20 protein-coding genes are annotated in these 21,136 nt (G+C 58.5%); 10 read left to right on the top strand and 10 right to left on the bottom strand.

Features of this window, described 5'->3' with window-relative positions:
* Positions 1-91: 91 nt before the first annotated feature.
* Positions 92-1,633 carry an MFS transporter gene (locus tag ACSV9I_RS00770; RefSeq protein WP_438326567.1) on the top strand — a complete coding sequence of 514 codons (1,542 nt, stop codon included), beginning with the start codon at positions 92-94 and terminating at the stop codon, positions 1,631-1,633.
* Positions 1,634-1,654: 21 nt separating this feature from the next.
* Here ACSV9I_RS00770 and ACSV9I_RS00765 read toward each other — a convergent pair whose 3' ends face one another.
* Positions 1,655-3,106, bottom strand: a complete 1,452-nt coding sequence (locus tag ACSV9I_RS00765) for a UdgX family uracil-DNA binding protein (protein ID WP_438326566.1) — start codon at positions 3,104-3,106, stop codon at positions 1,655-1,657.
* A 23-nt stretch (positions 3,107-3,129) separates the two neighbouring features.
* On the bottom strand, positions 3,130-4,359 hold the full coding sequence (locus ACSV9I_RS00760; RefSeq protein ID WP_438326565.1) for a putative DNA modification/repair radical SAM protein: 1,230 nt from the start codon (positions 4,357-4,359) through the stop codon (positions 3,130-3,132).
* Positions 4,360-4,727: 368 nt separating this feature from the next.
* Here ACSV9I_RS00760 and greA point away from each other — a divergent pair, with 368 nt between their 5' ends.
* Positions 4,728-5,204, top strand: a complete 477-nt coding sequence (gene greA, locus ACSV9I_RS00755; protein ID WP_054157793.1) for a transcription elongation factor GreA — start codon at positions 4,728-4,730, stop codon at positions 5,202-5,204.
* A 16-nt stretch (positions 5,205-5,220) separates the two neighbouring features.
* The gene (locus tag ACSV9I_RS00750; RefSeq protein WP_438326564.1) at positions 5,221-6,288 is read left to right on the top strand and encodes a glycosyltransferase family 4 protein; all 1,068 of its coding nucleotides are present in this window, start codon (positions 5,221-5,223) and stop codon (positions 6,286-6,288) included.
* Here ACSV9I_RS00750 and ACSV9I_RS00745 read toward each other — a convergent pair.
* The 5 genes from ACSV9I_RS00745 to ACSV9I_RS00725 form a co-directional block, all read right to left on the bottom strand.
* Positions 6,280-6,888 carry a hypothetical protein gene (locus ACSV9I_RS00745; RefSeq protein WP_438326563.1) on the bottom strand — a complete coding sequence of 203 codons (609 nt, stop codon included), beginning with the start codon at positions 6,886-6,888 and terminating at the stop codon, positions 6,280-6,282. The genes ACSV9I_RS00750 and ACSV9I_RS00745 overlap by 9 nt on opposite strands.
* Positions 6,885-7,610: a glycosyltransferase family 25 protein gene (locus ACSV9I_RS00740; protein WP_438326562.1), complete on the bottom strand. Its 726-nt coding sequence runs from the start codon at positions 7,608-7,610 to the stop codon at positions 6,885-6,887. Before ACSV9I_RS00740 ends, ACSV9I_RS00745 begins: the two co-directional genes overlap by 4 nt.
* Positions 7,607-8,632: a polysaccharide pyruvyl transferase family protein gene (locus tag ACSV9I_RS00735; RefSeq protein ID WP_438326561.1), complete on the bottom strand. Its 1,026-nt coding sequence runs from the start codon at positions 8,630-8,632 to the stop codon at positions 7,607-7,609. The genes ACSV9I_RS00740 and ACSV9I_RS00735 overlap by 4 nt, the downstream gene beginning before the upstream one ends.
* Positions 8,626-9,798 carry a capsular polysaccharide export protein, LipB/KpsS family gene (locus tag ACSV9I_RS00730; RefSeq protein ID WP_438326560.1) on the bottom strand — a complete coding sequence of 391 codons (1,173 nt, stop codon included), beginning with the start codon at positions 9,796-9,798 and terminating at the stop codon, positions 8,626-8,628. The genes ACSV9I_RS00735 and ACSV9I_RS00730 overlap by 7 nt, the downstream gene beginning before the upstream one ends.
* A 70-nt stretch (positions 9,799-9,868) precedes the next feature.
* The gene (locus ACSV9I_RS00725; protein ID WP_438326559.1) at positions 9,869-10,336 is read right to left on the bottom strand and encodes an Lrp/AsnC family transcriptional regulator; all 468 of its coding nucleotides are present in this window, start codon (positions 10,334-10,336) and stop codon (positions 9,869-9,871) included.
* Between the two features lie 242 nt (positions 10,337-10,578).
* Between ACSV9I_RS00725 and trxB the strand changes: the two genes are divergently transcribed.
* From trxB to ACSV9I_RS00705, 4 genes are all read left to right on the top strand, one after another.
* Positions 10,579-11,559 (top strand): thioredoxin-disulfide reductase, encoded by a 981-nt coding sequence (trxB, locus tag ACSV9I_RS00720; RefSeq protein ID WP_438326558.1) that lies wholly within the window; start codon positions 10,579-10,581, stop codon positions 11,557-11,559.
* A 20-nt stretch (positions 11,560-11,579) separates the two neighbouring features.
* Positions 11,580-12,476, top strand: coding sequence for a LysR family transcriptional regulator VtlR (locus ACSV9I_RS00715; protein WP_054157661.1), 897 nt, complete (start codon positions 11,580-11,582; stop codon positions 12,474-12,476).
* Between the two features lie 355 nt (positions 12,477-12,831).
* A complete protein-coding gene (locus ACSV9I_RS00710; RefSeq protein WP_054157662.1) occupies positions 12,832-13,125 on the top strand; it encodes an ArsR/SmtB family transcription factor in 294 nt (97 codons plus the stop codon).
* A 61-nt stretch (positions 13,126-13,186) separates the two neighbouring features.
* Entirely contained in the window at positions 13,187-14,287 is a 1,101-nt protein-coding gene (locus ACSV9I_RS00705; protein WP_438326557.1) for an alkene reductase, read from the top strand.
* A gap of 77 nt (positions 14,288-14,364) precedes the next feature.
* Here ACSV9I_RS00705 and ACSV9I_RS00700 read toward each other — a convergent pair whose 3' ends face one another.
* Complete coding sequence (locus ACSV9I_RS00700; protein ID WP_438326556.1) at positions 14,365-15,399, bottom strand: NAD-dependent epimerase/dehydratase family protein; 1,035 nt, start codon at positions 15,397-15,399, stop codon at positions 14,365-14,367.
* Between the two features lie 89 nt (positions 15,400-15,488).
* On the opposite strand from ACSV9I_RS00700, the gene ACSV9I_RS00695 reads away from it, so the two are divergent.
* Positions 15,489-16,421 (top strand): LysR family transcriptional regulator, encoded by a 933-nt coding sequence (locus tag ACSV9I_RS00695; RefSeq protein ID WP_438326555.1) that lies wholly within the window; start codon positions 15,489-15,491, stop codon positions 16,419-16,421.
* Between the two features lie 54 nt (positions 16,422-16,475).
* Here the strand turns inward: ACSV9I_RS00695 and ACSV9I_RS00690 are convergent, their stop codons facing one another.
* A complete protein-coding gene (locus ACSV9I_RS00690; RefSeq protein WP_438326554.1) occupies positions 16,476-16,745 on the bottom strand; it encodes a DUF2188 domain-containing protein in 270 nt (89 codons plus the stop codon).
* A 339-nt stretch (positions 16,746-17,084) separates the two neighbouring features.
* Here ACSV9I_RS00690 and ACSV9I_RS00685 point away from each other — a divergent pair, with 339 nt between their 5' ends.
* Positions 17,085-18,290 carry an OpgC family protein gene (locus tag ACSV9I_RS00685; RefSeq protein ID WP_438326553.1) on the top strand — a complete coding sequence of 402 codons (1,206 nt, stop codon included), beginning with the start codon at positions 17,085-17,087 and terminating at the stop codon, positions 18,288-18,290.
* A gap of 209 nt (positions 18,291-18,499) precedes the next feature.
* Positions 18,500-19,726, top strand: coding sequence for a PQQ-dependent sugar dehydrogenase (locus tag ACSV9I_RS00680; RefSeq protein ID WP_438326552.1), 1,227 nt, complete (start codon positions 18,500-18,502; stop codon positions 19,724-19,726).
* Between the two features lie 74 nt (positions 19,727-19,800).
* Here the strand turns inward: ACSV9I_RS00680 and ACSV9I_RS00675 are convergent, their stop codons facing one another.
* Positions 19,801-21,003 carry a pyridoxal phosphate-dependent aminotransferase gene (locus tag ACSV9I_RS00675; protein WP_438326551.1) on the bottom strand — a complete coding sequence of 401 codons (1,203 nt, stop codon included), beginning with the start codon at positions 21,001-21,003 and terminating at the stop codon, positions 19,801-19,803.
* Positions 21,004-21,136 lie beyond the last annotated feature (133 nt).

Raw genomic sequence — 21,136 nt, 5'->3', positions numbered from 1 at the left:
GCGGCAAATCGGGCTCGGCCGCCGAGCACTTGACGCTTGCTAATTGGGCAAAAGCGGGGAAGTCTCCCTTTGGCTTTCAAAGGGAGGTGAAATGCCAGACCACAACCGCATGCCGGAGCGCGCCACGCGCCGCGAATGGATTGGTCTGCTGATCCTCTCCATCGCCTGCCTTATCTACTCCATGGATCTCTCTGTGCTGTTCCTCGCCATGCCGGCGATCGTTGCAGACCTCGATCCGACGGCCACCCAGCTTCTCTGGATCAACGACATCTACGGCTTCATGGTCGCCGGCTTTCTGGTCACCATGGGAACGCTGGGAGACCGGATCGGCCGTCGCAAGGTTCTCCTGATCGGCGCCTTCTTCTTTGCCGCCGCTTCAGGCTTTGCCGCCTTTGCCCAGACCGCCGACATGCTGATCCTTGCCCGCGCTTTGCTTGGCATTGCCGGCGCAACCATCGCGCCGTCAACGCTCTCGCTTGTCGTCAATCTTTTCCAGGACGAAACAGAGCGCAATCGCGCCATCAGCATATGGGGCACAGCCTTTGCGCTGGGCGGTCTCGTGGGCCCATTGATCGGCGGCCTCCTGCTGCATTATTTCCACTGGGGCTCGGTCTTCCTGATCAACATTCCGATCATGGCGCTACTGCTTCTGACAGCCCCTTTCCTGTTGCCCGAATATCGCGATGAGAGCGCCTCCCCCATAGATATTCTAAGCGTCGCGCTATCGCTGTTGACGGTTCTGCCGATCATCTACGGTTTTAAGAAAATGGCGGCTGACGGCTTCCAGCCTTTCCAACTCGCGCCCATTGCCTTCGGCCTGTTCCTCGGCACCCTCTTCCTGCGCCGGCAAAAGACGCTGACCCACCCGCTGATCGATCTCGGCCTGTTCCGCATCCCGGCCTTCACCGCATCCCTGCTGGTCAATCTCTCCGGCGTCTTTTTCATCTTCGGCATCTACCTGTTCCAGAACCTGTATCTGCAGCTTGTCATCGGCCTGACGCCACTCAAAGCCGCACTCTGGTCAGTGCCCTCATCGCTCGTCTTCACCGTCATGTCCTTTCAGGCTTACAGGGTCACCAATCATCTAGGACCTGTCCGCACTGTCCTGCTCGGCCTTATCGTCAACGCCTTCGGCGCCGCATGCATGGCGGTTGCGGCTTATCAGATGAGCCTTATCGGCGTGCTCATCTCCAGCGTAATGATTGGCATCGGCTTTGTGCCGGTGATCCTTACCACCACAGGCCTTATCGTCGGAACGGCGCCCCCGGAGCGCGCAGGCTCTGCCTCGGCGATCTCCGAGACCAGCGCCGAATTCGGCGGTGCGCTCGGTGTCGCTATTCTCGGCAGTCTTGGCACCCTCGTCTATCGCGTGGCCATGTCTGGCGCCGATCTCTCTGGCCTCGACAGCAAGTCTGCTCTCGCCGTGTCCACGTCTCTTGCCAGTGCCGTCGAACTGGCCGGCACACTCGACGGCAATCTGCCACCCTGGTTGATTGAAGCCAGGCAAGGCTACGCACTCGGCTTTGCGCTCTCCTGCGCCCTCGCAGCCATCACCTTGCTCGCGCTCGCTGCGATCGCCAGACGCGTTTATTCGCGCGCTCATATCGACGACACGGCCCTCCAGCCACATTGAAGCGGGCGAAGAATCAACTTCTCAGGAAACTTGCCTAAGCCGTTCTACCGAAACCATATCTTCGCGAAAACGCGCGATCTCGCGCTGCCTCTTCGCGTCGTCAGGCAGCCGCAACAGATAAGCCGGATGCACGCTGACGAAGAGCACGCGGCCACCCGCCATCGGCATGGGATATCCGCGCACGTCCTCGACGCTTCTGCGCTCCCCGGTGAGTGCGAAATAGGCACTGGCACCGAGCGCCACAACAATCCGCGGCCGCACCAGATCCAGTTCCTTGCTCAGCCACCAGCGACAATGCTCGATCTCGCCAACATCAGGTTTCTGATGGATGCGCCGCTTGCCACGCATCTCGTATTTGAAATGCTTGACCGCATTGGTGACGTAACTGCTGTCACGTTCGATACCGGCCAAGGCCAGCGCCTCGTCGAAGACAGTGCCCGCCGGCCCGACAAATGGCCGCCCTGCCAGATCCTCGCGATCTCCAGGCTGTTCGCCGACAAACATGACCTCGGCGCCAATCGGCCCCTCGCCGAAGACGGTCTGTGTTGCTTGGCCATGCAGCGGGCACAAGGTGCAGGCAGCGGCATCGCGCTTCAGCTTCAGCCACGGATCACCAGGACCATCGCGCTCCTCCTCGTCTTTCCCGCGCCAGGCAGCCTGTAGCCGTTCGTGGAATGCTTGCGGCTGGCTGGCCTCCCGCGCCGCCATCTCCGCCACCCGACGCTCGGCACCAGCGATGAGATCCGGGATTAGCGAGGCTTCCGGCATATTCTTCCAGTATTTCTTCGGCATCTCGGACTGCATCGCCCGTATCTTCAAACGCGCCGGATTGAAGATGTTGGCGAAATAGGTCCGCCACAGCTCATCTGTGTCGTCGTTCGCCTCCGGCCGGATGGCAGGTTCTACCGAGGTCTTCAATTCCTGGCCATTCCAGGCAGCCTTGCCCTTGGGCGTTGCAATCAGCCAGTCCATGTCGGTGAAACGTCGCTGGAAAAATCCGGCCGTCCGACAAACGATGAAGTGCTCCGGCTCGAACCAGGCGACGAACCGCCGACGACCGACCTGCACGCCTTCCACTTCACGAAATCGAACGAAGGCTTTCATCTTGTGGCTATCGCGCCGGACGTTTTTGATAAGCCGGACAAGATGCACGACATCCGGATCAGACGCATCCTGGAGCAGGTCGCGCTCCCGCTGCAGCCGCCAGAGAATGCGGTAGAGCAAGGAGAAGCGCTCCGGATCGGAATGACAGATCGCCGCACCCGCCGCATCGATAAATGCCTTGGGCACCGAGGAGGCAGTCGCAGCGACGTCCCCGGCCCGGCCGCCGGGCATAGCGCCGAAAAGATCGGCAATGTCGCCATCCGTGTGGAAACGAACATCCTGCGGATCGACATGCTCCGCCAGCAACTGCCGGGCAGCATCGCGCCACTCGCCAAGATCCCCCTTGCCTTCCAGTCCCACCGACCGCATTCAAGCCCTCACGACCGTCATTGCTACAACAACGACAGCTGTTCCGGCGCCGGCGCAAAGGCCGCCCTCAGATCCGACCGATCCAGGCTCTGATTGGGTGACCAGCCCTCCGCCACAATGAAGGATCGCACCTTTTTCAGCGAAACGCCGAGGCGTGTCAGATCCTCCAGCCGCACACGCCTGTGCCGACGCGCAGAGACGAGCCTGTTGACCGTCTTGGTGCCCAGACCCGGCACCCGCAGCAAGGTTTCCCGATCAGCCTTGTTGACATCGACGGGAAAGCGGTCGCGATTGGCGAGCGCCCAGGCGAGCTTTGGATCGAGGTCCAGATCGAGCATCCCGCCCTCCCCGATCGAGGCAATTTCGTCGACGGAGAAGCCATAGAAGCGGTAGAGCCAGTCTGCCTGATAGAGCCGGTGCTCCCGCATCAACGGCGGCTTGATCAGCGGCAGGTTGCGCGAACTGTCGGGGATCGGACTGAAAGCCGAATAGTAGACACGCTTCAGGCCGTAGCTGCTGTAAAGCCGGGCGCTCGATCCGATGATGGTCGCATCACTCGCGCCATCAGCGCCGACGATCATCTGGGTACTCTGGCCACCCGGCACAAACGTCTTGCGCCGCCCGGTCAAGGTCGGTTCGCGCGCCTCTTCGATCTTCAGCCTGAGATCGCCCATAGAGCGCCGAATGTTGACCGGCCGCTTTTCCGGTGCATAGCGCTCCAGTCCATGATCGGTCGGAAGCTCGATATTGATCGACAGGCGATCCGCATAAAGCCCCGCCTCCTCGACCAGATGGGCCGAGGCCTCGGGGATTGTCTTTAGGTGGATATAACCGCGGAAATCATGCTTTGTCCTCAGATCCCTGGCGACCTTGACCATTTCCGCCATGGTATCGTCCGAAGACCGGATGATACCGGAGGAGAGAAAGAGGCCCTCGATGTAATTGCGCCTGTAAAACTCGATCGTCAGCCAGACGACCTCGTCAGGCGTGAAGCGCGCCCGCTCCACATTGCTCGACGAGCGATTGATGCAGTAAGCGCAATCATAGATGCAGAAATTGGTCAGCAGGATCTTCAGGAGCGAAATGCACCGACCATCCGGCGCATAGGCATGGCAGATGCCCGACCCTTCGGTTGACCCCAAGCCTCCGGACGCAGCCGAATCGCGCCGCGTGGTTCCACTCGATGCACACGAAGCATCGTATTTGGCGGCATCCGACAGGATGGCCAAGCGTTCTTTCAGCGATTTCTTCATGACTTCGTTCTCTATATGTTCCGAGCACGGACGTCAAGTCGCGTATCGACCCGTGAAGACGTTGACCGCCCAGGCTGGTGAGCCGAAAAAGTTGTCGAGGCAAACAGCCAACGCGCGCCGCAGCGTGCAGACCCATCCCGCCGCTGAAACATCAGATTGAGAGGAAATGATTGTTAAACAAAGGCTTGAATGCTTTCTTGGCGCGCGTCACCTGGCACCGACTGCTCCACTCGAAAACTCTGGAAATATAAGAACGCATTCTGCTATAGTCTGTCCAACATGATTTGTGACAAGGTTCCGTAGCCATGCTTCGGAACCTGTTTTCTTTTGTGCTCGCGCAGGCGGCCATGAAGACGAAGGAAGAGGAAATGGTAGACAAGGTTCCGATGACGCAGAACGGCTTCGTCAAGCTCAGCGAAGAGCTGCGCTGGCGCCAGCAGGAGGAGCGTCCACGCATCATCGAGGCGATTGCGGAAGCGCGCGCCCATGGCGACCTTTCCGAAAATGCCGAATATCATGCGGCCAAGGAAGCACAGAGCCATAACGAGGGTCGCGTTGGCGAACTCGAAGACCTGATTGCCCGTGCGGAGGTCATCGACCTTGCCAAGATGTCAGGCTCCAAGATCAAGTTCGGCGCCACCGTCAAGCTGATCGACGAAGACACCGAAGAAGAGAAGACCTACCAGATCGTCGGCGACCAGGAAGCTGATGTGAAGGAAGGCAGGATCTCGATTTCCTCCCCGATCGCACGTGCGCTGATTGGCAAGGAAGTTGGCGACAATATCGAAGTCGTGGCGCCGGGCGGCTCCAAGGCCTACGAGATCCTTGCGGTGAAGTGGGGCTGAGAGGCCAATCCAGCTGATGCCCAAGACGAAGACCTACGTGGATCCCGCCGGGATCCACGTTATCGCCCCAAACTTCAAGCAACGTCTGTCCGGCGTCACATCGACGATTATCCAACTCGTTCCGGTGCAAAATCGTCTCGGCCAGAAAGTGGCCGTGCTCGGGCCTGGATTGCCGTCGCACCTGCCCCATCTGCGCTTTCGCGACCTCTGGAAACTCTGGCGGCGCCCCGAGGGAGCAGATCACCGCATATGGCATGCCCGCCGCAACATCGAAATGCTCCCCGGCATTCTGATGCGCGACCTCCTGCGCATGCCTTTGCGGCTCGTTTTCACCTCGGCCTCGCAGCGAAAACACAGTGGCTGGACGAAATTCCTGATCCGCCAGATGGACGCCGTAATCGCAACGAGCGCCAAGACCGCACAATATCTCGAAGTGCCCAACACCGTGGTCATGCACGGGATCGACTGCGACCGCTTTCGCCCCGCCGATGACAAGCCCGCCGCCAAACGCGCCTGCGGCCTGGATCCTGATCTGCGCTATGTCGGATGTTTCGGCCGGATACGCCATCAGAAGGGCACAGACCTCTTCGTCGACGCCATGATCGCCCTCCTCCCGAGCCATCCCGGCTGGTCGGCCATCATCGCCGGGCGCGCAACACCGCAACACATGGCGTTCGAAGAAGAACTCAAGGCCAAAGCCGCAGCAGCCGGCCTCGCCGATCGCATCCTCTTCGTCGGCGAACACACGAACATCGACGACTGGTACCGAACCCTCGACCTCTTCGTCGCCCCCCAACGCTGGGAAGGCTTCGGCCTGACACCTCTGGAAGCCATGGCAACGGGCGTACCCGTGGTGGCGACGGATGTGGGGGCGTTTGCGGAGTTGATCGAGACCGTGGGCGAAGCAACGGGATCAGTAGTCAACCCAAACCTGCAAACCATTTCCGCTGCAATCGATCTCCTCCTGAGCCAAGACGAAGTTCTGCACGCCCTGGGCACGAACGCCCATCGTAAATGCCGGGAAAAGAACTCCATAGAGAAGGAAGCGTCGAGTGTTTTTTCCGTATACGGGCAACTAGCCTAGCACAGCGACGCGACCGAGAGCAGACTGTGATTTGACATAGGCCTCTTCCATGGCCCAAGCATGCCTCTTCCAACCCGCAAAACCAAATCCTATCATGTGAACGGGCACGCGCACTTCGGTTCCCGCGTTCAAAACATCAAATAGAGCAAGAACGCCACTGCTGGGGAATAAATTTTTCGCCGAAACATCGATTCCGAGAGCCTTGCAGATATCTTCGTAATTCTGGGTAGAGACCGCCCTCAGGCTTTTCCCTGACGAAAGACAAATTTTGGCGCAGTCACCGGACCAGTCTGCGCGCCGTCCTTTCAAAAGCGATAGCCAGTTCGGCCGCTTTAGGTAGCGAGCGGCAACTTCCGGGTTATAGGGAAACACGATCTCACGCGCTTCTTGAAAAAAGCGGTTTCCTGCAAGTCGACCTGAGACGATTTCGCGTCCAATCTGCTTGGCGGTCGTCGCCAGGTACAAAACAGAGGTTTTATACCCGAACTCCTCATGCTCTCGCGGAGGAAGATTGAACCGGCAGACAATGTCAGCGGACTCTATCAAGGCTCGGGCATTGCCCGGCAGCTTTCCATTTCCGATCAAGAGAATTGAAGTCATTTTGCACCGCGGATGCAAATCCCCAGAAGGGCTAATTTATACAAGGGACGCATCAATTCGCGGTAAAGCCGTTCGAAGATCTTTTTCTTGCTACCGATGGTCGAGCCGCCCAGATTTGCGGAACGTTCGAAGACGCCGCAAGGATATATCGTCTCAACCTTGATTACAGATCTCGCGCGGAGCTGAATAAGCGTGTCCACGGGTCTATCAAACGTCTCACTCATCGCCAGCAGCCGCTCGGCCGCCGCTTTAGACACGTATTGCGCCTGCATTCCCAACCCTAAAAAATGTTCGGAGAAAAGCATTGGGCTCCCCTCTGGATCTTTTGAGAAAAAATACCCGCCAGGCGACTTGCAGGGCAATCGGACAAAGTCGCTGGAGATCTCACTTTGACGAATGATCGACAGAGCCTCCTCGAAAAGAGCGCTATCCAGGAAGACATCATCTTCGAGAACAATCGCTCCATGCTCATCATCTTCCGCAATTTTCTTCCAGACCATCCTATGGCTTAGGAAGCAAGCAATCTCCGCAGTACTTAACTTGAACGGATAGGGCGGAAAATGGAGAAGGCGCTTGTAGACAAGTGAGCAATCCGTCGAGGAAAGCTCTTTTGCATCGATTGCACTGACGACGACGACCTCGTCAGGAAACAACTTCACCAACGACTCGACGTTTTCACGGCGCGACGTGGCTCTATCCAGATGGATTATGTACGCTCTCACGGCACGCGCCTCAAAATGGAGCCGGCCATTTCCTCAGCCCCACGTCGAGACAAAAGCAAGAACGACTGAATCTTGGAATGCTCGTCAGTTGAAAAGCGATATCGCTCGGCAAATTCATGGCTAAACGTCTGGGGAACTTCCGAAAGTTTACGCCGGCCATCAAGACCCACATCTTCCAAAAGAGCCGATATTTTTGGAGAGTTGGATTCGACATACACAAACGGCGTTTTCGTCACCAGGCAAAGCGTAACTGTATGGTACCGACCGGTCACTATCAGCGATTGAGATGCTATCCATTCCACGAACTGTTCCGCATCCGAAAATCGAATATCCTTCCCGTGCCGGCGTTCCCGAGCATACGCCCGGATTGTTTTCGACAGCCGGACGGGTGAGAGAAGTTTTCGAATGCCCGGCCAATGCGCGCTCGTATCGACCATAGGACGGTAAACCAGCCCACCCCGCTGCGCCAATGATCGTAGTCTGCGGCTCACGCTGTCGTGAACGCTGTCCGTCACCCCCACCTGCAATCGCTCCTGCGTCGAAGCAGCCCCCTGCCTGTTGTAGGAAACGCTTGGATAGGAAATCGTCAGATCAGGAACAACGACGGCACTCAAGCCGTGGCGATGGGCCTCCGATGCACTGGCTTCATCGCGCACATAGATTCCATGGAAGCACTCCAGGCGTTTGTAAAAAGAAGCGCTGTTGCTATAGAGGCTGGCATTCACGAGAAATATGGGAACGTCGCATTTGCGAGCAAACTCGCCGAGTTCCGCGAGAATTGTGGGCTGAGACCGTCGATCAGAGTCATGCATGGTCCCCTCCCCGTTGACGAGAATGAGATCTATCGCATCTCTGTGGGGCATGCGGTCCGGATGCGCTCTCCAATCCTTGTTGAACGGCCAGCGGAAAACAACTACGGCACCCGCGTCTTCGAAAAGATTGATCAGGTTACGCATCACCAATGCGCAACCGTAATGCCCTGCATCGGGCTCAGTATCGTTGAAGATCGCAATTCTCAGCATTCAAGCCGTTCCTTGGCGCCCACGTCGCTCCAATACTCGTTGCGCAAACGAAGCAACTCAGCAACAGCATCTTCCACCTCGCACCATTCGCCAGCGAGGTTCTTGTACATCTGGTATTTTACATAAATTATATAGACCAGCTCATCAATTTGCCGTCTGGTGCGTCGCTGAGGAAACTGGCGATAATCGACTGAAGCACCCCAGCCTGCGTAGATCGGCTCGCCGAAAACATGTGTCTCCTTGCCCATCAAGAGAGCTTCAAAACCAAGCATGGATGAAAAGACATAGACCTTGTCCACAGCCGCCAGCACACTGAACGGATTCACTTTGTCCACGATCAGGCGCACCTGGTCGCGCTCGACGAGCTGTCCATAATATGACTTGTCAAGCCCGCCTCGCTTTCCGTTGAGCGTGTCGGGGTGAGCCTTGACGAGAATTTCCGCGCCCGGATTTTGATCGATCGCGGTTTTAAGCATGTGGTCAAATGAGCTAGCGCCGCCACCACTTTTGAGCACCGCCCAGTCTTGACGGGCTTGTTCAACCACTAGAACGCGAGGTCGCCCCGAAGAAGGGAGGGAGAACTGGGACGATTGATCGTTATATTTCGTCAGCTTGTTAGCAACGAGCAGAGACCTGATAGCAGAAGCACGCTCAAGTTCAGGTAGACTGAGGCTGAAACTCGGATCATTTAAGAGAAACTCGATACGTGATGGCGAGCGCGAATCGTAGTGAAAGCCAACATCGTCAAAAAAGAATGCCAAAGCGGTATCAAAGTCGGATCCTGAGTTGTCCATGAGCACGCTTCGTAGGAAGCCGGCTTCAACAAAAAACACATTTCTTAGTCTAGAATTCAAAATGCGGTGAGAATTCTTGAGAAAATCAGTGTACCCGAAGACTAACACGACATCGTCTTCACTCAGGTCAGAAGGTATATGGAAAGTGACGTTTCGCGACAATGAGTTTACGAAATGTCGCCGGCCGTACAGATTTTTTTGATCTGTCAGAACAATCAGCCGTCTATCACAATTAGGATGTGGAAACAGACGTTTGATATGAAGCCAATCGGCTTTTCGACGTTCTAGATTTTGACTGACAAAGCGGGCCTCAGATCGGCGCCCACGCCATAGACTGATCGCACCGGTGGCCTTACGGAACAAACTTACCATTTTTTTCCTCGGCTTGGCTGAATCGTCGCACGATCTACGGCAACGAACCTTACATAGCGCGCACTGCCCATCAAATCTCCACAAGCCCCATTTTCTTCACCTGGCGGATCGTCAGCATCGTCCGGACGGTGTCCACATGCTCATTCGCCGTCAGCACTTCGATCACGAAATCCTGGAAACGGGTCAGATTTTCGGCAACGCAGTGAAGCAGGAAATCGCTGTCGCCGTTGACCATCCAGGCCTGACGAACGATAGGCCAGCTGTCGGTTGCCGCGGCAAAGGCCTTCAGGTTGGCTTCAGACTGATGCTTCAGGCCGACCATACAGAAGGCGACGAGATCGTAGCCGAGCTTGGTTCCGTTGAGAACGGCGTGATAACTCTCGATCACACCCGCCTCTTCGAGCTTGCGCACGCGCCTGAGGCAGGGCGGCGCGGAAATGCCGACACGTTCCGACAATTCGACATTTGTCATGCGCCCGTCCTGCTGCAGTTCCTTGAGAATGCGCAGATCAATGGCGTCGAGTTCTATCTTGAGCACACGCGCTCCTTCCGAATGAGTGTGCGTTATCTACCTGAAACGCAGCAAGACGCAAGAATCCGTCGCACTCACGCACACTTATTGCGCATACACCCGCCAATGCCCTGTTGCTAATGCATTCGCGGCCTTGAATTGCCCGCATCTTCGATCCTAAATGGGCGGAACAAATACGCAGCAGGCTTGGGCGAGTGAGCTACACTCAGCATGGATAAAGGCCGCTGCAGGTTGAAAGGATTTCAGACATGACTGCCCGCCACACCAAGGTATTGATCATCGGTTCCGGCCCGGCCGGATACACCGCCGCGATCTATGCCGCTCGCGCGATGCTGAAGCCCGTGTTGATTGCCGGTATGGAACAGGGCGGCCAGTTGATGATCACCACCGATGTGGAGAACTATCCAGGCTTCGCCGATCCCATCCAGGGCCCGTGGCTGATGGAACAGATGCTCGGCCAGGCCAAGCATGTCGGCGCCGAGATCGTCAGCGATCTGGTAACCGAAGTCGACACCAGCCGCCGCCCCTTCACCGTCAACACAGATAGTGGCCAGGTCTGGACCGCAGATACCTTGATCATCTGCACGGGTGCCAAGGCCAAATGGCTCGGCATCGAGAGCGAGCAGCATTTCCAGGGCTTCGGCGTCTCAGCCTGCGCCACTTGTGATGGCTTCTTCTACCGCAACAAGGATGTCATCGTGGTTGGCGGCGGCAATTCCGCCGTCGAAGAGGCGCTCTATCTGTCGCATATCTGCAAGTCGGTCACGGTCGTACATCGACGCGACAGCTTCCGCTCGGAAAAGATCCTGCAGGAGCGCCTGTTCGCCAAGGAGAATATCCGCGTCCTGTGGAACACCACTGTTGACGAAATCACCGGCGCCCCGGCCAAGCCGCCCATGCCGCCCTCCGTCTCCGGCGTCAAGCTGAAAGACCAGTTGAGTGGCGCGGTCACAGAGATGCCGATCGACGGCGTGTTCGTGGCGATCGGCCATGCACCGGCTGTCGAGCTGTTCAAGGGCAAGCTGAAGCTCAAGGAGAACGGCTATCTCTGGACGGCACCGGACTCGACAGCCACGGACGTTGAGGGAATCTACGCCGCTGGCGACGTCACCGACGACGTGTTCCGGCAGGCAATCACCGCTGCCGGCATGGGCTGCATGGCAGCGCTTGAAGCCGAACGCTTCCTGACGGCAGCTGCAATTGACAGCACGCGACAGGCGGCGGAGTAAACATGATGAGAGGAGCCGGAATGCCGCTGGACTGGGACAAGCTGCGCATCTTCCACGCCGCAGCCGAAGCCGGCTCCTTCACCCATGCAGCCGACAAGCTGCATCTGTCGCAATCAGCAATCAGCCGTCAGGTCTCGTCACTGGAGCAGGATATCGGGGTCAAGCTGTTCCACCGCCATGCGCGTGGCCTGATCCTCACCGAACAGGGCGAGCTGCTGTATCGCACTGCCCACGACGTTCTTCTCAAGCTGCAGACCGTGAAGATGCAGCTGACCGAAACGACGGAAAAGCCTTCCGGCAAACTGCGTGTGACGACAACCGTCGGCCTCGGCCAGGGCTGGCTGACCGACAAGGTCCAGGAATTCCTCCAGCTCTATCCGGAAATGTCGATCCAGCTGATCCTCGACAACGAGGAACTGGACGTCAACATGCGTCACGCCGACTGCGCCATCCGCTTGCGCCAGCCGCAGCAGTCGGATCTGATCCAGCGCAAGCTGTTCACCGTGCATATGCACGTCTATGCCGCACCGTCCTACATCAACCGCTATGGCGAACCGCAGACGATTGAAGATCTCGACGACCACCGGATCATCACCTTCGGCGAGCCGGCACCGAACTACCTCCTCGATGTCAACTGGCTTGAAGTGGCCGGACGATCATCAGACAATCCGCGCCAGCCGCATCTTCAGATCAACAGCCTCACCTCGATCAAGCGCGCCTGCCTGCTGGGCATTGGCATCGCCATGCTTCCCGATTACATCGTGGGCCGCGACCCGGGCCTGTTGCAGCTGGTGACGAGCGCTGACGTGCCGTCCTTTGACACCTATTTCTGCTATCCAGATGAGATCAAGAACGCGGCAAAGCTCAAGGCATTTCGAGATTTCATCGTCGCCAAGGCGCGAAACTGGAATTTCTGACCCTATAACCCACTGATTTTCGTGGGTTACACACACAGTCCTGCAAGTGATGCATGCCTGACATGCATAAAAATGCATTGCCGACTGCACAAGAAAACACCATATCGCACACAGCTGATGCACATGGTGGCTTTTTCCTCCCAGTTCCACCGCAGCAGCTGTTCCCCTCTGGAGGTTTTTGACCTTCACAATTTAAAAGGGCCCTGGTTTTCCGGTGGCCCTCTTTTTTTTGCCTTATCGATGGAACAATGGCTTACCGCCATGCGTCTTTACGTCAACCGGGACCGCAAGATGCGGTCCTCATTGATGATCGAGCAAAGCCAATTCCTAAACAAGAAGACGGCATGGAGGAAACATGGTCCTGGAGGACGTGATGAAGGCCCTTGCGCATCCTGCGCGCATGGACATTCTGGTCTGGCTGAAGCAGCCGGACGAATATTTCGGTGTGTCTCAGGAAGATGCAACGGATGGCATCAGCGCCGGACAATTCGAACGCTCGGGCCTGTCGCAATCTGCCGTCTCCGCCCATCTGGCCACCTTGCAGCGCGCCGGCCTGATCCACTCGAAGCGCGTCGGCCAGAGGGTGTTGTATCGCCGGGATGAAAATACCATTTCCGCCTTCATCCAGGCCTTGAACCAGGTGCTGTAGAACCCCACATCGCGGCCTCCGATGTCCTCCCTCCCCATATCGGCCAATCCCGCGAGGTTTCATGTCTAAGCTATTCGAACCGACAACCATCGGCAGCATTTCCGTCGCCAATCACATCGCCATGGCGCCACTGACCCGCAATCGGTCGCCGGGTGCCATTCCGAACGATCTTAACGTCGAATACTATCGTCAGCGTGCAACTGCCGGTCTGATCGTGTCCGAAGGCACAGCCATCACCCATCAAGCCCAAGGTTATGCGGACGTACCTGGTCTTTATAAGCCCGAGGCGATCGAAGGCTGGAAGCGCGTCACCGACGCCGTACATGCCGCAGGCGGCAAGATCGTCACCCAACTCTGGCACGTTGGACGGATTTCCCACACGTCGCTGCAGCCTGATGGCGGCAAGCCGGTGGCACCGTCCGCGATTGCGGCTAAGTCGAAAACCTATGTGCTGAACGAAGACGGCACCGGCGCCTTCGTCGAAACTTCAGAACCACGCGCTCTTGATCTGGCCGAAATCCCGGCTTTGATCGAAGACTATCGCAAGGCCGCGCGCTCGGCGATCGAAGCCGGTTTCGACGGCGTCGAGATTCACGCCGCAAACGGCTACCTTCTCGAACAGTTCATGCGCTCGAACAGCAACCATCGTGACGATCAGTATGGCGGCCCCATCGAAAACCGCATTCGCCTGACGCTGGAAGTGGTCGCAGCCGTCACGGCCGAAATCGGAGCCGATAAAACCGGCATTCGCATCTCGCCGACAACACCGGCCAATGACGTATCCGATCCAGATCCGAAGGCGCTCTACACAGCATTGGTCGAAGGCCTCGCTGAATACAGCCTTGCCTTCATTCATGTGATCGAGGGCGCGACTGGCGGCCCGCGCGATGTTCTCCCCTTCGACTGGGCTGCTCTGAAGGCCGCCTATCGGGAAGCTGGCGGCAAGGCTGTCTGGATGGTGAACAATGGCTATGATCGACAGTCTGCAATCGACGCCGTCGAGAGCGGCTATGCCGATGTCGTGGCTTTCGGTCGGCCGTTCATCTCCAATCCGGATCTCGTTCGTCGACTGAAAGAAGATGCCAGCTGGAACGAACTGGACGGCGCAACGCTCTATGGCGGCGGCGCCGAAGGCTACACGACATATCCGACACTCGGCTGACATCGCAGCCATCGGTCAGATCCTGGGGCTCCCGATGCAGGTCGGGAGCCCTTTCTCTCTCTGCGGATTAAAAGGCATCACCCTTCCACACCCGCTCGAAAGGGCTGCCCTGTGGAAAATGCGGCGCTGGTTTGCGCCATGCACCCAAGACTGGCCAAAGTCGTAGAGACTGCGACATCGAGCGGCGTATGCGGCTCGCCGCCCAGAAAGTCTTTCAGCCGGCGACTATCGAGGCGGACGGTCTCGCGCCAAAGATAGCGCATTTCATGCAATTCCCTGAGCAGCGGCACAAAGGGGCGCAGCAAGCCGGCCAGCCGCCAGGGAAACGAAAAGATGGGAATGCTGGGCCGTCCAACCGCGCGCCCAATGGCCTTGGCCATCTGCAGCCCATCCACATCGAAGTGTCCATCCATATGAAAGCGCGCAAACATCGGCAGCTCGTCTGCCCGTTTGAGCAACTGCATGAAGGTCTCCGCCACGTCCGGCAAATAGGCCCAGGCATGGCCTGCATTCGCCCGGCCCGGATTGATGACGTACCGTACCGGTTTGCCTGGCTGTATCATTCCCTGCGCGAACCAGTTGTTGCCAGCACCGGGACCGAAGAAATCCCCTGCCCGAACCAGGAGCACCGGCGTCCCTTGCGATGCGGCCACTTCGAGGCGGCGCTCGAGCTCAACCCTGATCCGGCCTTTGACCGTCAGCGGCGCCTGAACACTATCCTCGGAAAGCTGCGGAAAAGCATCAGGCCCGTAGTTATAGACCGTCCCCGGCATCAAGATGCGAGCCCCGACTGCGGATGCAGCGGCAATCGTGTTGTCGAGCATGGGCAGAACCAATTCGCCCCAATTGCGATAGCCCGGAGGATTCACCGCATGCACGATGACGTACGCCGCGCTTGCTGCGCGCAAGACATCGGCCGCGACCATCGCGTCGCCCTTGACCCACTCAAAGGCTGGAAAACGCTCCGCCTGGGCATCTGGATTCCGGTGCATGGCGCGCACACGGTAGCCATTGTCGAGAAGTGCTTTTGCGAGCGCCCCACCAATACCACCTGTTGCACCGAGAACCAGCGCCAGAGGCCGAGAAACGCCATGGCTCATATCTGTCATCATCGTCATCTCCTGTTTCGATGAGCAGACAATCCCACGGGGACGAGGCAATCTAAATTGCCTTAATGCGGCGATCTGCTATACATTTTTGTATGAGGCAGAACGATATCAGCTGGGATCACTATCGGACCTTTCTCGCCGTACTGGAGACCGGCTCGCTTTCGGCTGCCGCCCGCAGTCTCGGCCTGACGCAACCCACAGCCGGGAGACATATCGAAGCGCTTGAAGACGCCTTTGGCGGCCGGCTCTTCCTGCGCGGGCCGCAAGGCCTGCTGCCGACAGAAAAGGCTGCATCCATGCGCGGGCATGCGCAAACCATGGCGGCGATGTCGGCATCGCTGGCCCGCATCGCGTCGGGCGACATGGAAAGCATTCGGGGAACCGTGCGCATCAGTGTCAGTGAAATCATGGCCGTCGAGGTCCTGCCGCCGATCCTCACCGACTTGCAGGAACTCCACCCCGATCTCCAGATTGAATTATCCGCCTCGGACAGCGTCGAGGATCTGCTGCAGCAGGAGGCGGATATCGCGATCCGAATGGTTCGCCCCAGCCAATCCGCCCTGATCAGCCGCCGTATCGGCCGCATACCGCTCGGCTTCCATGCCCATCGCCGCTACCTGGAAAAGCATGGTACTCCAGCACACATCACCGATCTGTCGGCACATCGGCTGATTGGTTTCGACCGGCAACTCGCCTATATCCGCGACATTCTGAAGTCTCGCCAGGACCTAGCTACCCTGCAATTTGCCTTCAGGACCGATAGCAACCTTGTCCAGCTCGCCGCCATCCGTGCAGGTCTGGGCATCGGCATGTGCCAGAACGCGATTGCCGCCCGTGAGCCCGATCTGTTCGAAGTCCTGCCCGGCAGCCTGGACTTGTCGCTGGAAACTTTCGTGGTGATGCATGAAAGCCTGCGCAGCACACCGCGCCACAAGGCAAGCTTCGACGCGCTGGTGAAGGGGCTGCACGACCATATGAGCGGCACGCCAAGGCATCGGGAGACGAAAAGCCATCGGGACAGGTAGGCCTGACACACACCACATGCCGGCCAGATAACCATATTCGAGACTGGGCTCACGTCAGGCTTGAGCCGGCGACCCGTTCTCATAATCGTCGATCATATCGACTTCGGGGCGATCACCACCATCACTGTACTCTTCGCGCCAGCGACCGTTCTCGTCCTGATAGCTGATCGTGACCGGCTCGTCGCCAACCTGCTGCTCTGCCATGACAATTCGAACGGCCTCAAGAGCCTGATCGTGAGTCGCAAAGGTCTCCGAATAGGCGCCATTAAGCCGATAGGCCCAACCGCCATCATGAGGAACGATCTCGTAAATGATCTTCACCATGCGCTTTCTCCTTGGCTTCGAGGATTATTCCATCAAATCAGCCTGGGCGCAAATGGAGCAGGGAGGCAAAGAGCCGCTCACCCGTATGAATGCCAATGGGCGCTGCATCCGAGATGGCGGCAGATTGTCGCGGACTGGAGCAACACAACCACCCTCCTTCACCGGCTGCACTGCAAGAATTGCGGGCAAGCCCTGCTTCATACCGCTGGAACTTTTGTGGAAACCTGCCGTTGACCGGGCACGGATTTCGCCCACGGCGGGTGGTCCGCCGCATTGTCAACACGATGCGGTTGAAGATCGCCACCACGGGTCACCGGGGGGCTAACTCGGGAGTCGGATGTGAGAAGATTGGACGTTATCGACGGCATGCGGGGCTACTTCCTCGTATTCATGCTGATCAACCATCTGGTTTTCGCCGGCGGTCTGTGGCTGGTGGAGATCAACCACAGAAACCTTGCATTCGTCGAAGATGCTCAGGGCTTTGTCTTCCTGTCCGGCCTGTTGACCGGGATGGTCTATGCCCGCAAGATGATCAAGGACGGCTACATCGTCGGCCGTGATCGCATCTGGTCGCGGGCCTTGGAGCTCTACAAATACGCGATGGGCATCATCCTGGTGGTGCTCATTCTGCAGATCGCCCTGCCCAGTGGCGCAGCCGCATGGCAGAATTGGCTTGGGCCCACCAGCCTGTTCGACGTTGCGACATTGGCGCCGGTTGCGACCTTCCTGGTGCAACCGACCTTCATGGACATCCTGCCGCAATACATCGTCTACATGCTCTTTGCGCCCATGGTGATATGGCTTTGCCTGCGCGGCCAGTGGCTTGGCGTGATGATCGGCTCACTCCTCATCTGGCTCTCAGCACAGCTTGGCCTGCAAAGGCTAATCACCTACCCCCTCAATGAATGGATTGCCGGCAATACGGGCCAGGAGGGGCTGCGCGTCAGCTTCAATCTGCTCGGCTGGCAGATCGTTTTCTTCGCCGGCATTATCGCGGGCACGCTGACATCGATGCAGAAGATCGAATGGCAGAAGGTCTTCGACCCGAACCGTGCAACGCTTGCTTGGACAGCACTCGCCATCACCCTGTTCTTCCTGCCGCTGCGCATTGCCACAGCCCATGGCCTGATGCCGGGCGTTGTCCTGGAGAAGTTCGGCCTGATGGAAGTGCGAGCAGATTTCGGGCCGGTCTATCTCATCAACTTCGCCGCCGTCGCCTATGGCCTCGCCTGGCTGCTGATTGCAGGCCCGCGCCACCAGAACGCAACGATCCAGAAGATCGCGGCCTTCCTGACCAGCCTGTTCACACTGAACTTCCTGCAGCTGTTGGGCCGCCATTCACTGCAGATCTATGTCTGGCACGTGCTGATCGTCTATGTCGTATACTATCTCGACGGCCGCACCCCCGAACTGTCCCAGGTCACAAAGACGGTGATCGCCCTGGCCGCGTTGGCACTGCTCACCCTGCCTGCCCTCTGGAGGGACCGCGAACGACTGTTCGGACAGTCCACCCTGCTTGGTCCCTGGCTGAAAGGCACGGCCTGACAGACTTGCAGACTGACAGCCACGCAAAAGCGACAAAGCGGCGCCTCGGTGCCGCTTTTCTTTGAGCCGTCGCCTCCGCCGATCACGCAGAATAAAGCAATCTTGAACGCGTCTGCCCGTGTTTCGTGGAACGGACGCCATACATCCCCCGTTGAACCTGTCGCCCCCTGGGCACACCGACAGACTCTGCAATTTCACGGGAGATCCTCATGAAGCCGCTACCCCTTATCCTCGCATCCACGATGCTGACAGCGGGGATTATCGCCGCACCGGCCTTTGCCCAGACCTCGGGCACGCCAGTCGAAACAGGGTCGGCCAATGCACCGGACCAGAAACCCGCCTTCGACAACCAGACCCGCGCGCCGCAGCCGGCCCAAATGCCCAAGATCAAGACAGAGGTCGTGGCAGACGCCCTGCCCCATCTCTGGGCCATGGAGTTCCTGCCGGATGGCCGCATGCTGGTGACGGCCAAGCAGGGCGACATGCATATCATTTCCAAGGATGGCAAGCCCGGCCCGGCCATTGAAGGTCTACCGGATGTCTATGCCGAAGGTCAGGGCGGCCTGCTCGACGTCGCGCTTGCACCGGACTATGGCACGTCAGGCAAGATCTTCTTCTCCTTTGCCGAACCGCGAGATGACGGCAACGGCACTTCTGTCGCATCAGCCCGGCTTGTCGTTGACGATGCGGGCGGCGGAAAGCTGGAAGATGTGGCCGTGATCTTCCGCCAGATGCCGACTTATGACGGCAACAAGCATTTCGGTTCACGTCTGGCCTTCGGTCCGGCAGGTGAATTGTATGTCACGGTCGGCGAGCGATCAGATGCCGAGCCCCGCGTCCAGGCACAGGACCTGGCAAGCGGCCTCGGCAAGATCTTCCGCATCAGCCAGACCGGTGAAGCCCTGCCCGACAATCCCTTCGCCGGCAGGGAAGGCGCCCAGCCGGAAATCTGGTCGCTCGGCCATCGCAACCTGCAATCGGCCACGGTCGACGAGAAGGGACGCCTCTGGACGGTGGAGCATGGCCCGCGCGGTGGTGACGAACTGAACCTGCCGCAAGCCGGCAAGAACTACGGCTGGCCCGAAGTCACCTATGGCGTTGAATACAGCGGCGACAAGGTCGGCGACGGCGTGACCCAGATGGCGAATACGGAACAGCCGGTCTACTACTGGGACCCGGTCATCGCACCTTCAGGCATGGCCTTCTATGACGGCGATGCCATCCCCGAGTGGAAGGGCGCATTTCTCGTCGGTGGACTGGTGAGCCAGGGCGTCGTTGTTCTCCACATGGAGAACGACCGGGTCAAGCATGAGGAGCGCGTCGACCTCAATGCCCGCATCCGCGACGTCAAGGTTGGCCCCGATGGCGCCGTCTATGCCGTAACCGAACAGCGCGGTGGCGGCAACTCGACCATTCTCAAACTGACGAAGTCCTGAGAGACGAACCCACCCAAACGAAAGGGCCCGCGATTGCGGGCCCTTTTGCTGTTTCAGACAAAGTGTCCAGACGCTTACTTCAGCGAGGCGCAGAAACGCTGGATACGGCTGCAAGCCTCCTCCAGCTTGGCATTCGAGGTGGCGTAGGAGACGCGGAAGTTCGGGCCGAGGCCAAAGGACGAGCCGTGAACGGTGGCGACCCCTTCGGTGGCCAGCAGCTCCATGACGAAGTCTTCATCATTGGCGATGACCTTGCCCGACGGTGCAGTCTTGCCGATGAGGGCGGCGCAGGACGGGTAAACGTAGAAAGCGCCTTCCGGCTTCGGGCATACGATGCCAGAGGCCTGGTTCAGCATCGAAACGACGAGGTCGCGGCGCTCTTCGAAGGCCTTCTTCGATTCCGTGATGAAGTCCTGCGGACCGTTCAACGCCTCGACGGCCGCCCACTGGGCAACCGAGCAGGCACCCGAGGTCTGCTGGCCCTGGATCATGTCCATGGCCTTGATCAACGGCAGCGGGCCGGCGGCATAACCGATACGCCAGCCGGTCATCGCATAGGCCTTGGACACGCCGTTCATCGTGAGCGTGCGGTCGTAGAGAGCCGGCTCGACCTGTGCCGGCGTGTAATAGACGAAATCGCCGAACACGAGGTGCTCATACATGTCGTCGGTCAGAACCCAAACATGCGGATGCTTCATCAGCACGTCCGTCAGCGCCTTCAGCTCGTCCTTGCTATAGGCGGCACCCGACGGGTTCGACGGCGAGTTGAACATGAACCACTTGGTCTTCGGCGTGATCGCCTTGTCCAGCTGCTCTGCAGTCAGCTTGAAATTGTTCTCGATCGTGGTTTCGACAAAAACCGGCGTGCCACCGCACAGCGCAATCATTTCCGGATAGGATACCCAGTACGGCGCCGGGATCACCACTTCATCGCCCGGATTGATCGTTGCCATGAAGGCGTTAAACAGAATCTGCTTGCCGCCGGTGCCGACGATGACCTGCTCCGGCTTGTAGTCGAGACCGTTCTCGCGCTTAAACTTGTCGGCAATCGCCTTGCGCAACTCCGGAATGCCGGCAACCGGCGTGTACTTCGTTTCGCCACGAGCGATGGCGGCGACAGCCGCATCCTTGATATTCTGCGGCGTGTCGAAGTCTGGCTCGCCAACGGAAAGCGAAATGACGTCTTTGCCCTGCGCTTTGAGTTCCCGGGCCATCTGCGTGACGGCGATGGTCGCGGAAGGCTTGATGCGGGAAAGGGCGTCGGCGAGGAAAGCCATTGTACGGGTCCTGAGCTGATTGAACATCGACCCCGGTCCCCGGGGCCTCAGGTCCAAGCTCTATGGCGAAAGCGGCCCGCCCTTTCAAGGAAAAAGGCGCCACCGCGACAGAAAACACCGTGAGCGCCTTAAT

Origin of the sequence: Rhizobium sp. G187 (assembly GCF_051549525.1) — a bacterium.
In the GTDB taxonomy this organism is placed as follows: domain Bacteria; phylum Pseudomonadota; class Alphaproteobacteria; order Rhizobiales; family Rhizobiaceae; genus Allorhizobium.
This window is presented reverse-complemented; position numbering and strand designations above follow the sequence as displayed.